General features: G+C 66.7%; 12 protein-coding genes. 5 read left to right on the top strand and 7 right to left on the bottom strand.

From position 1 onward, the window contains the following. Positions 1–169: 169 nt before the first annotated feature. Positions 170–1,573, top strand: a complete 1,404-nt coding sequence (locus tag OKW44_RS19120; protein ID WP_026225343.1) for an MFS transporter — start codon at positions 170–172, stop codon at positions 1,571–1,573. A 52-nt stretch (positions 1,574–1,625) separates the two neighbouring features. Here OKW44_RS19120 and OKW44_RS19115 read toward each other — a convergent pair whose 3' ends face one another. The 6 genes from OKW44_RS19115 to OKW44_RS19090 all read right to left on the bottom strand — a co-directional run bounded on the left by OKW44_RS19115 (position 1,626) and on the right by OKW44_RS19090 (position 8,358). After that, positions 1,626–2,120: a DUF421 domain-containing protein gene (locus OKW44_RS19115; RefSeq protein WP_026225342.1), complete on the bottom strand. Its 495-nt coding sequence runs from the start codon at positions 2,118–2,120 to the stop codon at positions 1,626–1,628. 89 nt (positions 2,121–2,209) lie between these two features. Beyond that, positions 2,210–2,875, bottom strand: a complete 666-nt coding sequence (locus tag OKW44_RS19110; RefSeq protein ID WP_018417768.1) for a glycosyltransferase family 2 protein — start codon at positions 2,873–2,875, stop codon at positions 2,210–2,212. Further along, positions 2,872–3,477: an SAM-dependent methyltransferase gene (locus OKW44_RS19105; protein ID WP_018417767.1), complete on the bottom strand. Its 606-nt coding sequence runs from the start codon at positions 3,475–3,477 to the stop codon at positions 2,872–2,874. The genes OKW44_RS19110 and OKW44_RS19105 overlap by 4 nt, the downstream gene beginning before the upstream one ends. A gap of 33 nt (positions 3,478–3,510) precedes the next feature. Beyond that, the gene (locus OKW44_RS19100; RefSeq protein ID WP_026225341.1) at positions 3,511–4,707 is read right to left on the bottom strand and encodes an acyl-CoA dehydrogenase family protein; all 1,197 of its coding nucleotides are present in this window, start codon (positions 4,705–4,707) and stop codon (positions 3,511–3,513) included. Between the two features lie 120 nt (positions 4,708–4,827). After that, entirely contained in the window at positions 4,828–6,801 is a 1,974-nt protein-coding gene (locus OKW44_RS19095; protein ID WP_018417765.1) for a PAS domain-containing hybrid sensor histidine kinase/response regulator, read from the bottom strand. Between the two features lie 498 nt (positions 6,802–7,299). After that, positions 7,300–8,358: an NAD(P)/FAD-dependent oxidoreductase gene (locus tag OKW44_RS19090; protein ID WP_018417763.1), complete on the bottom strand. Its 1,059-nt coding sequence runs from the start codon at positions 8,356–8,358 to the stop codon at positions 7,300–7,302. Between the two features lie 242 nt (positions 8,359–8,600). Between OKW44_RS19090 and OKW44_RS19085 the strand changes: the two genes are divergently transcribed. Continuing rightward, entirely contained in the window at positions 8,601–9,038 is a 438-nt protein-coding gene (locus OKW44_RS19085; protein WP_018417762.1) for a carboxymuconolactone decarboxylase family protein, read from the top strand. A gap of 41 nt (positions 9,039–9,079) precedes the next feature. Here the strand turns inward: OKW44_RS19085 and OKW44_RS19080 are convergent, their stop codons facing one another. After that, positions 9,080–9,940, bottom strand: a complete 861-nt coding sequence (locus OKW44_RS19080) for a LysR family transcriptional regulator (RefSeq protein ID WP_018417761.1) — start codon at positions 9,938–9,940, stop codon at positions 9,080–9,082. Positions 9,941–10,090: 150 nt separating this feature from the next. Here OKW44_RS19080 and OKW44_RS19075 point away from each other — a divergent pair, with 150 nt between their 5' ends. From OKW44_RS19075 to OKW44_RS19065, 3 genes are all read left to right on the top strand, one after another. Continuing rightward, positions 10,091–11,488, top strand: a complete 1,398-nt coding sequence (locus OKW44_RS19075) for a DHA2 family efflux MFS transporter permease subunit (protein WP_026225340.1) — start codon at positions 10,091–10,093, stop codon at positions 11,486–11,488. 94 nt (positions 11,489–11,582) lie between these two features. Continuing rightward, positions 11,583–12,512: a LysR family transcriptional regulator gene (locus OKW44_RS19070; protein WP_018417759.1), complete on the top strand. Its 930-nt coding sequence runs from the start codon at positions 11,583–11,585 to the stop codon at positions 12,510–12,512. A gap of 78 nt (positions 12,513–12,590) precedes the next feature. Next, positions 12,591–12,818 carry a hypothetical protein gene (locus tag OKW44_RS19065; protein ID WP_018417758.1) on the top strand — a complete coding sequence of 76 codons (228 nt, stop codon included), beginning with the start codon at positions 12,591–12,593 and terminating at the stop codon, positions 12,816–12,818. Positions 12,819–12,857: the final 39 nt, after the last annotated feature.

The following is a 12,857-nucleotide window of genomic DNA, read 5'->3' as shown; positions in this document are numbered from 1 at the left end:
GCAGCGCAACAAAACAATATTTTTGGCGACGTCGCGATGCCAACGTCGCGTACCAGAGACGGAAAATTAGTAAAGGGGCGGCATCGGTCGCGCAGGTATTAACAATCCGCACCGTACAGGTGCAATAATGACCCCTTTGCCTGCGGCGCTTCGCCGCAGGTTCGCCGATATGACCATCGCCCAGACCCGAAAAGCTCTGATTGCGCCTCTTATCGTCGCGTGCGCGATGTTCATGGAAAGCGTCGACGCCAACGTGATCGTCACCGCGCTGCCAGCCATGGCGCGCGATTTCGGGCGCGATCCGGTCACACTGAAGATCGCGGTGACAAGTTACGTGCTCGGGCTCGGCGTGTTCATCCCGGTATGCGGCTGGCTCGCCGACAGGTTCGGCGCGCGCACGGTATTCCGCACCGCGATCGGCATCTTCGTGACGGGTTCGCTTTTGTGCGCCGCGTCGAACTCGCTTGCCACTTTCACGGTTGCGCGTTTCATCCAGGGCGTCGGCGGCGCGATGATGGTGCCCGTCGGGCGGATCATCATCTTTCGCGTGGTGGAGAAAGCCGACTTCATCCGCGCGATGAATTACCTGAGCGTGCCCGCAATGCTCGGCCCTGCCGCCGGTCCGCTGCTCGGCGGCTTCATCACCACGTATCTGCACTGGCGGCTGATCTTCTTCATCAACGTGCCGATCGGCATTCTCGGCATCTATCTGACCAATCGCTATATCGCCAATACGCGCGAGCCCGACCCCGGCCCGCTCGACTGGATCGGCTTCCTGCTGTCGGCGGCGGGCGCGGTGCTGCTGTTGCTCGGCTTGTCGCTGGTCGGCGGCGAACTGATTTCGAATACGGACGCGTTCGGCATGTGCGCGCTCGGCGCGGTGCTGCTCGCGGTCTACGTCGCGTATGCGCAGCGCGTCGCACTGCCGCTTCTGGACTTGCGTTTTCTCAAGGTGCCGACTTTCCAGGCGAGCGTGCTCGGCGGCTCGCTATTTCGCATCGGTCTCGGCGCGTTGCCGTTCCTGCTGCCGCTGCTGCTGCAGGAAGGCCACGGCATGAGCGCGTTCCAATCGGGGCTGATCACCTGCGCGTCCGCGTTCGGCGGCATGTTCATGCGCACGATCGCCTCCACGGTGCTGCGCCGCTTCGGCTTTCGCCAGGTGCTCGTATTCAACGCCGCGCTATCGGGCATTTCGATCGCCGCGTGCGGGCTGTTTTTCCCGCACACGCCGACGTGGATCATCTGGATCGTCGTGTTGCTCGGCGGCTTCTTCCCCGCGTTGCAGTTCACGAGCCTCAATTCGCTGACCTACGCGGAGATCGCGAGCCGCGACGTCGGCCGCGCGACGAGCCTCGGCAGCGTCGTGCAGCAGATGTCGCTCGGCCTCGGCGTGACGGTCGGCGGCATCGTGCTGCAGATTTCGCGCGCGCTGCATGGGCATCCGAGCATCACCTGGTCGGATTTCTGGCCCGCGTTTCTCGTGGTCGGGCTATGCTCGTTCGCGTCGATTCCGGTCACGCTGCGCCTGCCGCGCGGCGCGGGCGCGGAGATTTCGCGAGGCGGGCGCGGCTGAGCCGGCTGCCGTGTCCCCGCGCGAGCGCCCCGCTCTTCACGGGTTCGGGCGCTCACGCGCGCTTGCGAATCACGCTCACTTCGCCATTGCGTTCGAGAATCGCGGCGGCCACGTCGTCCATCGAGCGCGAGCCGGTTTTCTGCCGCACGCTTTCCTCGATGTCGGTGCGCGTGACGAGCGCCGCGTGCATTTCGTTCGCGTGGAACTTGCCGTCGCTGAACACCTCGCGCTCGGCGCCGCCCACCAGCAGCTCGAAGCGGCGCGAGCGTATGCACGACCACGCGAGCACCCGGTGACACACGACGATCGCGAACGACGCGACCACGGTCGCGATAAACGGCGACGCACCAACGATCGCTCGGCTCAGCGTCGCGCCGAGCAAAATCACGACGACCGAATCGAACGGCGAGCGCTGCCCGAATGAACGGCGCCCCGATACACGGATCAGCGCGAGCGCGATCACGAACACGGCGATCGAGCGCATACCCATCTGCAACGGATCGAGCTCCCTGCCTTGGCCGAATAGAACGAAAAACGCGTCCATCATGTTCGTCCTCCCCGCGGCGGATTGCCGTGCGAATGTTCTGGTGTCCAGATAGTTGAGAGCGAGACGAGCCCGCGACGCATCGCCGTCGCTCAGGCCAGCGCGCCGTCCGTTGCCCATGAGATGAGCGTATCGCCGAAACCGCCGCGCACGCGGGCCACGGTGCGCGCGCTCGTGGTCACGCGCGGCGCGGCGCTCCACGCGATGCGCGCGCCAGTCGCGATCAGGCGATCGACGAGCGCGGCGTCCTCGCTGCACTTGAGCGGCGGAAAGCCGCCCGCGCGCCGATAGGCGTCCGCGGAAACGCCGAGATTCGCGCCGTGCACATGACGATGTCCGTCGGCGTCGACATACGTCTTGCGAAAATATTCGCGCACGCTGTGCGGATGCGCGCTCCAGTCGTCGACGGCGATCGAGCCGCACACCGCATCGGCGCCGAGCGCCAGTTGCGCGGCCAGCCAACCGGGCGATACGCGGCTGTCGGCATCGGTAAACGCTAGCCAGCGCGCGCCGTGCGCGAGCAGCAGCGACGCACCGAGCGCCCGCGCGATCCCGACGTTGCGCGCCTTCAGCGTCAGCGTCTGCACGCCGTAAGCGCGCGCGATCGCCCCGCTGAAATCGCTGCACGCGTCGAGCGCGACGACGATCCGCACCTCCTCGCCGGCGAGCGCTTCGTGTCGCGACGCTTCGAGCAAGGCCGCCAGGCACCGTGCGAGCAACGCCTCTTCGTTATGCGCGGGAACGATCACGCCGATCATAGAAGCCCCTCGCGCTGCGCGACCGAACGTGCGTCGCGCGACCATACGTCGATCAGCAAGTCGGCTTCGTCATGATGCGCGAGACGCGCGAGACCGCAGCGCGCATCGAATAGCGCGTGCGCATGGTCGGCGGATTCGCGCGCTTCGGCGAACGGCCGGCGCCAATGACACGCGAGCAGCGTGCCGTCCGCCGTCAGCGACCCGGCGATGCGCGCGGCCAGCGTTTCGAGCTCGGCCGCGTCGAGGTAGTACGCGAACTCGCTGATCACGATCAGATCGAACGGCCCGTGCTCCGTCGGCCAGTCGCGCGGCACCCTACGCTGCTCGATCCGCACGTTCGGTGCGCCCGCCACGCGTTCGCACGCAAGCTCGACGGCGCGCGCGTGCAGATCGGCGGCGAGCAGCGCGTCGCAGCGCATCGCGAGGCCGGCCGTCAACTCGCCGTTCGCGCAGCCCGGTTCGAACGCGTTGCGATAGCGCGGCCGCGGCAGCAGCGCGAGCGTCAGCGAACGCTTGCGGCGTTCGTACCAGCCTTCGCGCAAACGCCACGGATCGTCGCTGCGTCGGTAGAGTTCATCGAAGTACGGCACCGTCGAGCTCATCTCAGCGATCCTCCCACGGCTGGGGGAAAAAAGTCATAGCGTCCACGGCGCGAGTGTTTGCCAAGACGCCTGATGCGATGCCGGCGCGGCAGTCGTGTCAGCGGCCTCGACGAGCCGTTCGCCGAGCGCTGCGAGGTCGCGTTCCGCGTGGCTCTGCCGCAGGAACACCGGCAGGTCGGCGAGCGCCCGCGCGAAGCGCGCGTCGCGGCACAACGGGCCCGCGCCGAGCGCGCGCGTCGCGTGCTCGATCACGGCGCTCGCGGCCTGCTCGACGACCAGACGCGCGCGCAACACGCGCGTCGCTGCATCGGCCGACGGCTGCGCGTCGATCCACGCGGCGGTTTCGCGCAGCAGCGCGGCGGCCGACTGCAAGGCGACATCGGTCGCACCGAGATGAGCCAGCCGATACGCGTCCGCATGCCGGGCGCACGCGTCGCGCAGCGTGCGCGCGATTTGCGCGGCCGCGCCGTACCAGCACGCGGCGATACCGGCGCCGCCATGCCAGAAGCCCGCGCGGCGCAGATACGCATGCGGCGCGCCGACGAGCGTCGCCACGGTGTCTTTGAACGTGACATCCGCGCTCGCGGTCGCCTGCATGCCGACGGCCTGCCACTTCGATGTATCGATCGAGATCGAGGTCTGGTCCAGCGCGAGCGCCGCGAGCACGGGCTCGTCGTCGCGCCATGCGGTCACCAGCGCATGGGTGAGCGCCCGCGCGCCGGAGCACCAGGCTTTGGTGCCGGACAGGCGCACCTGCGCGCCCTCGCCGGCAACGTTCTGGATTCCTTCGTCGATGGCGCGCACCCGCGCGTGCGGCGCCTCGGCGGCCCACACGCCCCAGCGGCTTGCCGCGGGCGGCAGCGGACCATCGAGCTCGGCGAGAATCGCGAGCGCATCGGTGTGGCCTTCGAACAGTTTGACGAGACCGAGGTCGCATGCGGCAACGGCGGCCAGCGCGCGCCAGCGCACCGGCGTCTCGCCATGCCCCGGCAATGGCAAGATCGGCGCGCGATCGTAGCCGCGCTCGATCAGGTCAGCGAGCAGCGCTCCGAGGGCAGCGGGATCGTTCGCATCGAAACGCGCGTCGCGCAGAAAATCGTCGAGCGAGATAGCTGGCTTGCCGGGCTGCGGCGCGCGGGCGCTCGCGCGTAGTGCGCGGCCACCGTGTTGATTTGAGACCTGCCGTGACTGGGCCTTGAAGCTGGCCGCATGGTCGCGCGTGTCGAGCATCGTGCCTCCCTGCACCGGTTCGATCCACGGCCCGCCGAGCGGCGGCGGACCGGAACGTATGCAGAGGCGCAGCAAACACCGTGCCCCGGCTGGCGGGGCAGCCGCGCAGCGAAAAAGCGGCTACGTCCCGCCGCTTCCGCTCAGACGTCCATCCGCCTTCACGAGCAACGCGTCGAGGACCGCCATCTCGACCGGCTTCACGAGGTGCGCATGGAAACCCGCGTTGCGAGTTCGATCGAGATCGCTCGCATGGCCGAAACCCGTCATCGCGGCGTACATCGTGCGCAACATCTCGGGCCGCGCGCGCATCGCCGCAAGCGTCGCATAGCCATCCATCTTCGGCATCGCGAGGTCGATCAGCGCGAGATGCGGCGAGAAGCGCGGCGCGATCTGCAGCGCCTGCTCGCCCTCGTAGGCGATACGCACCTCGTGGCCCTTCAGTTCGAGCAGCATCGCGAGGCTGTCGGCCGAATCGCGATTGTCGTCGACGAGGAGAATGCGCAGCGGCTGCACGTGGGGCGAGGCATCGATCGTGCCGCTCTCCGCGGTGTCGGACTGCGCGGAGGCGAGCGGCAGACTCAGCGTGAACGTGCTGCCGAGTCCCAGTCCTTCGCTGCTCGCGACGATGCTGCCACCATGCATTTCGACGAGCGACTTGCACAGCGTCAGGCCAATCCCAAGGCCGCCCTCGCCGAAACTTTGCCCTTCCTTCTCCTGCGCGAACAGTTCGAAGATCTTGTCGAGCGAGCGCACCGGAATGCCGCAGCCGGGGTCGCGCACTTCGAGCACCGCCATACGAAAGTCGACACGTCCCTGTATCTCGATCGCGCTGCCGTTCGGCGAAAACTTCGACGCGTTGTGCAGCAGGTTTTGCAGGACCTGCACGAGCCTCGTCATGTCGCCGCGAATCATCACGGGAGCGTCGGGTACATGCGCGACCACGCGCTGCTCGCGCGAGTCGGTGAACGGCCGGGCCGCTTCGATCGCGCGCGCGACGAGCTCGGCGAGATCGACGCGCGCAATACGCAGTTCGACCTTGTCGGACATGATGCGGCCGATATCGAGCAGATCGTCGACGAGTCGCGTCAGGTGCGTGACCTGGCGATCGATCAGATCGCGCGCCCGCGCGACCACCGGGCTCAGATCGGTTTCCATCTGCATCGTGCCGACCGCGTTGCGCACCGGCGCGAGCGGATTGCGCAGTTCGTGCGCGAGCGTCGCGAGAAATTCGCGCATGCGCTCCCCGGAGCGCTCCAGTTCCTCGCGCCGGCGCCGCTCGGTCAAATCGCGCGTGACCTTGGCGAAGCCGCGCAAGCGTCGCGATTCATCATAGACGGCCGTGATGATCACGTTGGCCCAGAACGTCGAACCGTCCTTGCGCATGCGCCAGCCTTCGTCTTCGACGGCGCCGATCTGGCGCGCGATCGCGAGCTCGCGCGCGGGCTTGCCGGCCGCGGCCTCCTCGGGCACATAGAACTGCGAGAAGTGCCGGCCGACGATTTCGTCGTGCGTATAGCCCTTGATGCGCGCGGCGCCCGAATTCCAGCTGACGACGAAGCCTTGCGGATCGAGCATGAAGATCGCGTAGTCCTTCACGCTATCGACGAGCAGACGGAAGCGCTCCTCGCTCTGGCGCAGCGCTTCGAGGTATTCGCGCTGCGCGGTCAGGTCGCGCGTGATCTTCGCGAAGCCCGTGACCTGGCCCTTCTCGCTGCGTATCGCGGTGATCACGACGTTCGCCCAGAACGTCGTGCCGTCCTTGCGCACGCGCCAGCCTTCGTCTTCGAAACGGCCGGTCAGCGCCGCCTGTTCCAGTTCGTAGGTCGGCCAGCCGCGCGCGACGGCTTCCTCGGTATAGAAGCGCGAGAAATGCTGGCCGACGATCTCGCTCTGCGCATAGCCCTTCAGCTTCTGGGCGCCGGCATTCCAGCTGACGATGTTGCCTTTCGCATCGAGCAGAAAGATCGCGTAGTCCGAGATCGCCTGCACGAGCGACAAATAATCGACGCCGACGGGCGCTGACGGCGCGGCCTCGGCCTGCACTCGAACGCGCTCGGCGTGGTCGTGGGAAGAAGAAGCATCGAGCTGGGTCATGGCGGACACGTCATTGGAACTTTCGTTTTAAGCAAACCTCGCGCCTGGCCGGCGGCGAAGCCGTCGCGCAAGCGGTTGCGCGGTCCACGGAGGGGCCGTGATGCGTCGCGAAGGGCGCTCGCGCGCCGGCTGATAAGGCGCAAAGCTTATAACGGCGAGCCTCGCGATAGCCAGCGAGGCATGACGGAAAACGTCGCCGCGCCGCGGTTTCGGCTTTCCGTTTTGGCCTTCGTTGGCAAAAACAGGAGTGTCAATTGAAAAAGGTATTCACGACGCGGCGGCCTGCGCGATTGGCCACCATGAGGCCAGCAAGAAAGACAAAGCCGCGAGCGCCGCGGCCGCCGCGAATCGACCCGCTGGAAATACTGCCTGCCGCGAGGAACACGAGCAGATAGTCGCGGGCCGACCGTCGCGTGAGGCCAACGGCCGGCCCGGCTCGACATCGCTGGGAATCGGCACGCGTCGCCAATCGAAACTGCTGCTGCGCTGGCGCGCCCGTCAAGCCGCCGCGCCGATCTTTTCCGCGAGCTTCGCGTCGTAGCTCGAATGGACATGCACGCGTTTCCTGTCGGGATACGCGTACGCGTACGCCTTGCGCAACGCGAGCGACGCCTCGTGAAAGCCCGACAGGATCAGCTTCTGCTTGTTCGGATAGTTCGCGATGTCGCCGACGGCGAAGATGCCCGGCCGCGAACTTTCGTAGTTCGAGGTATCAACGTCGACGCGCCCGCCATGAATCGTCAGTCCCCATTGCGCGATCGGTCCGAGATCGGCGACGAGTCCATATAGCGCGATCAGATGTTCGGCTTCGAGCTGTGTCTCGCCGTTGACCTGCCGCAGCGTCAGCGAACGCAGCGCGCCGTCTTCCACATCGAGCGCCGCGATCCCGCCGACGACGAAGTCCATCTCGCCAGCGTCGACCGCGCGCCGCATCAGCTCGACGCTCGAATCGGCCGCGCTGAAGCCGGCACGCCGATGCACGAGGGTCACGCGCCGCGCGACCTTGCGTAGTGCCAGCGCCCAGTCGAGCGCCGAATCGCCGCCGCCCGCGACGACCACGTTTTTGTCGGCGAAATCGGCGAGGCGCGGCACGCTGTAGTGCACGTGGCGCTGTTCCAGCGCCACGGCCTCGGGGAGCGTGAGCTTTTGCGGGACGAACGCGCCGTTGCCGGCGGCGAGCAGGATCGCCGCGACGTCGAACACGAGGCCGCGCTGCGTGCGCACGGTCCAGCGTCCGTCGTCGCGCTGCTCGACCGTGTCGACGCGCTGTTCCAGATGAATCGGCACATCGAACGGCTTGCACTGCGCGACCAGTCGCTCGACCAGTTCGCGCGCGGTGCACGACGGAATCGCGGGGATATCGTAGATCGGCTTGTCGGGATACAGCTCGATGCATTGGCCGCCGACCCGTTCGAGTATGTCGACGATCTGACAGGTGAGGCCGATCACGCCGGCCTCGAATGCCGCGAACAGAGCCACGGGACCGGCGCCGACGATCAGGACATCGGTGCGGATCGGCGAGGTGGGCACAGCGGACGGATCGGTGGCAACGGTCATGGGGCAGGTCTCCGGATCACGTTGAAAGGCGCAATGGAAGCGTCGTTGACCCACCATACCGAATCGGCCCGCCCGCGGCAACGATGCCATCGTCGACGGTAAGGGCGCTGGGCGGGCACGCTCAACGCCCGAAAGTGGCTACCTGAAAATACCTGGAATCGGCCATTCTTATGATCCAAACGACGGACTAAGCTAACCCCTGTCCGATGCATCGCATCGTCCAACCCGCCAAGGAGCCCATCATGGAACAACGTCTCGACTTCTACAAAGCCAATCCCGCCGCGATCAAATCGCTGCTCGGCGTCGAAGAGCGCATCGGCAAGTCGTCGCTCGAAAAATCGCTGACCGAACTGGTGCGGCTGCGCGCGTCGCAGATCAACGGCTGCGCGTATTGCGTCGATATGCATACGGCGGACGCGCGCAAGGGCGGCGAAACCGAGCGGCGTCTCGCGACCGTCGTCGTGTGGCGCGAAACGCCGTTCTTCACGGACCGAGAACGCGCGGCGCTCGAGTGGACCGAAGCGCTCACGCTGGTGTCGCACGAGCATGTGCCCGACGCGGTATGGCAGGCGGTGCGGCCGCATTTCAGCGACGAGGAACTGGTCGACCTGACGCTGCTCGTCTCGGCGATCAATGCATGGAACCGCTTCGCGATCTCGTTCCGGAAGATGCCGGCCTGAGCGGCGGCATGACGGCAGCATGAGGCGACGCACTGGCCGCCTCACTCCCCGATCCACGACCCGCGCAGGTCGCTGTCATGCAGCAACTGCAACAGCGTGCCCGCTGGGCGACTCAAGCGCTTCGCCGCCAGCGCGATGAATTCGACCGACGGCAGGGTCGGCAGTCCGGCCGCATTCAACGGCGGCGCGAGGCCCCGCGCGGCCAGATACTGCGGCCGCACGGTGATGCCGAGTCCGCCGCGCGCGGCCGCGATACAGCCGGAATGACTGCTGCTCGTGCAGACGATCTGCCAGCTCGCGCCTGCTTCGGCGAGCGCATCTAGCACGACCGCGCGCGTCACGCTCGGCTCGGCGACCAGAATCAGCGGCAGCGGCTGACTCAGATCGACGAGCGTGCCGGTCCGCGCGAGCCATTCGAGGCGCCCGGTGAAGAGCGGCACGCCGCGCCGGTCACCGAGCCGGCGCTTGCCGACCAGCAGATCGATCGCGCCCGCGTCGAGCAACTCGTAGAGCCTGCCCGTCATGCCGATCGTGATTTCCAGTTCGACGTCGGGATGCGCGTTGCGAAACGCCGCGAGCACGGTGGGGAGCGGGCCGAGCGCGATGTCGTCCGACGAGCCGAGCCGCACGCGCCCCTTCAGACGCGGCGCGCGAAACTGCGATTCCGCGCGCGACAGCGCCTGCAGGATCACGCTCGCATGCGCGAGCATCGCTTCGCCGTCGGGTGTCATCGCGAGCGAATGGGTGTCGCGCACGAACAGGCGCCGGCCCACGCTCTGTTCGAGGCGCCGGATATGTTCGCTGACGCTCGACTGCGTCAGGTCGAGCCGCCGCCCCGCTTCGCTGAAGCTATGGCAAGCCGCGACGGTCGAGAAGGTCTTGAGCCAGATTGGATTGAGCATGCGTGATTGTCGCGCTGGTTATCGGCATTGTCGATAACAGTCAGCGAACTTAGTGGGGTTCCGATTGACGAGAATGTCAATAAGATGACGGAATTCGCCCTGGCCCCGCTCTGGCGGCGCTTTGCCGCCGCCGCGCCCGCTGTCGAAAACATGACCAAGGATTCCTCTCAAACCGCCCTACTATGGATCGTCGCTGCCGGCTTCTTCATGCAGTCGCTCGACACGACGATCGTCAACACCGCGCTGCCGTCGATCGCGAACAGCCTGCGCGTCGCGCCGCTCGCGATGCAACCGGTCGTCGTCGCCTACACGCTGACGATGGCGATGCTGACGCCCGCCTCCGGCTGGCTTGCCGATCGCTTCGGCACCCGCCGCGTCTATTTCGCCGCCATTCTCGTGTTCGTGCTCGGCTCGATCTGCTGCTCGAGCGCGCACACGCTCGGCCAGCTCGTGATGGCGCGCGTGCTGCAAGGCCTCGGCGGCTCGATGCTGCTGCCGATCGGACGCCTCGCGGTGCTGCGCAGCGTGTCGGGCGAGCAATACGTGTCGGCGCTCGCGTTCATATCGATCGCGGGGCAGCTCGGCCCGATCGCCGGGCCAACGCTCGGCGGCTGGTTCGTGCAGGCGATCACGTGGCACTGGATCTTTCTGATCAACGTGCCGATCGGCGCGCTCGGTCTGTACGCGGTGCACCGCTTTCTGCCGTCGCATGACGAGGCGCAGGCGCCGCCGTTCGATGTAATCGGCTGCGCCCTGCTGTCGTTGTGCATGATCGCGTTTTCGCTCGCGATCGACGCGCCGGTCCCTTCGCATCGCGCGGCGTGGTCGGCGGGGCTGTTCGCGTTGGCCGTCGCCAGCGCGCTCGCCTATATTCCGTACGCCAGAAACCGCCGCGATCCGCTGTTCAAGCTGTCGCTGTTCGGCGAGCCGAACTTCAGCGTCGGCCTGATCGGCAACCTCGTATGCCGGGTCGGTTCGAGCGCGGTGCCGTTCCTCGTGCCGCTGCTGCTGCAATTGCAGCTCGGCTACTCGCCGCTGCACTCGGGTCTGATGATGCTGCCCGCGGCACTCGCCGGCACGCTCGCGAAACGCTGGATCGCGCCGCTCGTGCGCCGCTACGGCTACGACACGTTCCTGCTCGTCAACACGGTCATCGTCGGCGCGGCGATCGTCGCATTCTCGCTGATTTCGCTCGGCACACCGCTCGTGATCGAAATCGCGATCCTCGCGGTGTTCGGCGCGGCCAACTCGATGCAGTTCGCGGCGATGAACAGTGTCACGCTGAAGGACCTGTCGCACGAAGACGCTGGCATGGGCAATAGCCTGTTCTCGATGGTGCAGATGCTCGCGATCGGGCTTGGCGTGTCGATCGGCGGAGGGCTCGTCAATCTGTTCGCCGCGCAATGGTCGGCGGCGCTCGGCTTCCGGCTCGCATTCGTGTGCGTCGGCGCGATCACGCTCGTGTCCGCGTGGATCTTCCGCCACCTCGACGACCCGTCGGGCACGCGCGTGATTCGCGGCCAGGCTGCGCCGAGCGTGGGGCGTTGAGACGCGACGCGTTTCATCGTGTGCCGGCGCATGCATTCGAATGGTCTTCGCGTTAGCATGTCGAGCATCCATGGCTACCAGGCAGGGAGCCCCGATGCCATTCGATGAGCGCGTGCTGAACGGCATGGGCGTCCTGACTGCGATCGTCGATTGCGGCAGTTTCGCGGCCGCCGGCGAAGCGCTCGACATGTCGCAATCGGGCGTAAGCCGTTCGGTCGCCCGGCTCGAAGCACGCCTCGGCATTCGTCTGTTCGACCGCACCACGCGCTCGGTCACGCTGACCGACGAAGGCCGGCGATTCTACGAGCAGATCGTGCCGTTGCTCGGCGGACTCGAGGAAGCGGCCGCCTCCGCCGCGCAGGGCGCGACCGCGGTGCGCGGGCGTCTGCGCGTCAATATGGACCCATTCTTTTCGCGGCTCTTGCTCGGGCCGCGCCTCGGCGGTTTCATCGACAAACATCCGGACCTGCAACTCGAACTCGTCACGCGCGATCAGTTGGGCGATATGGTCGGAGACGGTTTCGATGTCGCGATCCGCTTCGGCGACCCGCCGGTGTCGACGCTCGTCGCCCGCAAGTTGCTCGATACGCGCATCCTGACCGTCGCGGCGCCGTCGTATCTGAAGAAGCATGGCAAGCCGGCGAATCCGGGCGAGCTCGAAGACGGCCGGCATATCTGCATCAAGTTTCGCGATCCGCTCACCGGTTATCCGTTCAGCTGGGAATTCCATCGCGGCCGCAAGCAGCTCGCGCTGACGCCGCCGGGGCGGCTGACCGTCAACGACGTCGGCACGCTGCATAGCGTATGCATCGCGGGCCAGGGCATCGCGCAGATTCTCGCGCTCGGCGCGGAGTCGCTGCTTGCGAGCGGCAAGCTGATCGAGCTCTTTCCGGATTGGGGCGACGAGGTGTACCCGCTGTATGCGCTGTATCCGTCACGGCACCATCCGCCGGCCAAGGTGCGCGTGTTTCTCGACTTCATCATGTCGCTGACGGGCAGCAGGCCGCGCCACGCGGCTGCCTGAGCGCGGAACTTCCGTTTGCTCCCGCCCGGGTCCGCGTCTTGCTGCCGGAGGCTTGTCTTCCCCTCCAGGAGAGCAGCGATGAGCAAGACGACGGAAAAATCCCAAGGCGAAGCAAAAAGCGCGGCCGACAACGAATCGAAAAGCGAGGCCAGCGCCCAGACCGAGGATTTCGCGCATCCGCACCGTGCCGTGCATAGCGACAACGCGAAGAGCAAGATGCCCGAGCGCCACGACGAAGGTCACAAGCAGTCTCCGGCGGACCGTCCGGGCAAAAAACCCGGCGAGGGCGAACCGTCAGTCGGTTGAAAATTGAACCCTATCAGAGCGGCCCTGGCTGCGTCGCGC

It is taken from the genome of Paraburkholderia lebeckiae (assembly GCF_050436325.1).
In the GTDB taxonomy this organism is placed as follows: Bacteria; Pseudomonadota; Gammaproteobacteria; order Burkholderiales; family Burkholderiaceae; genus Paraburkholderia; species Paraburkholderia tuberum.
This window is presented reverse-complemented; position numbering and strand designations above follow the sequence as displayed.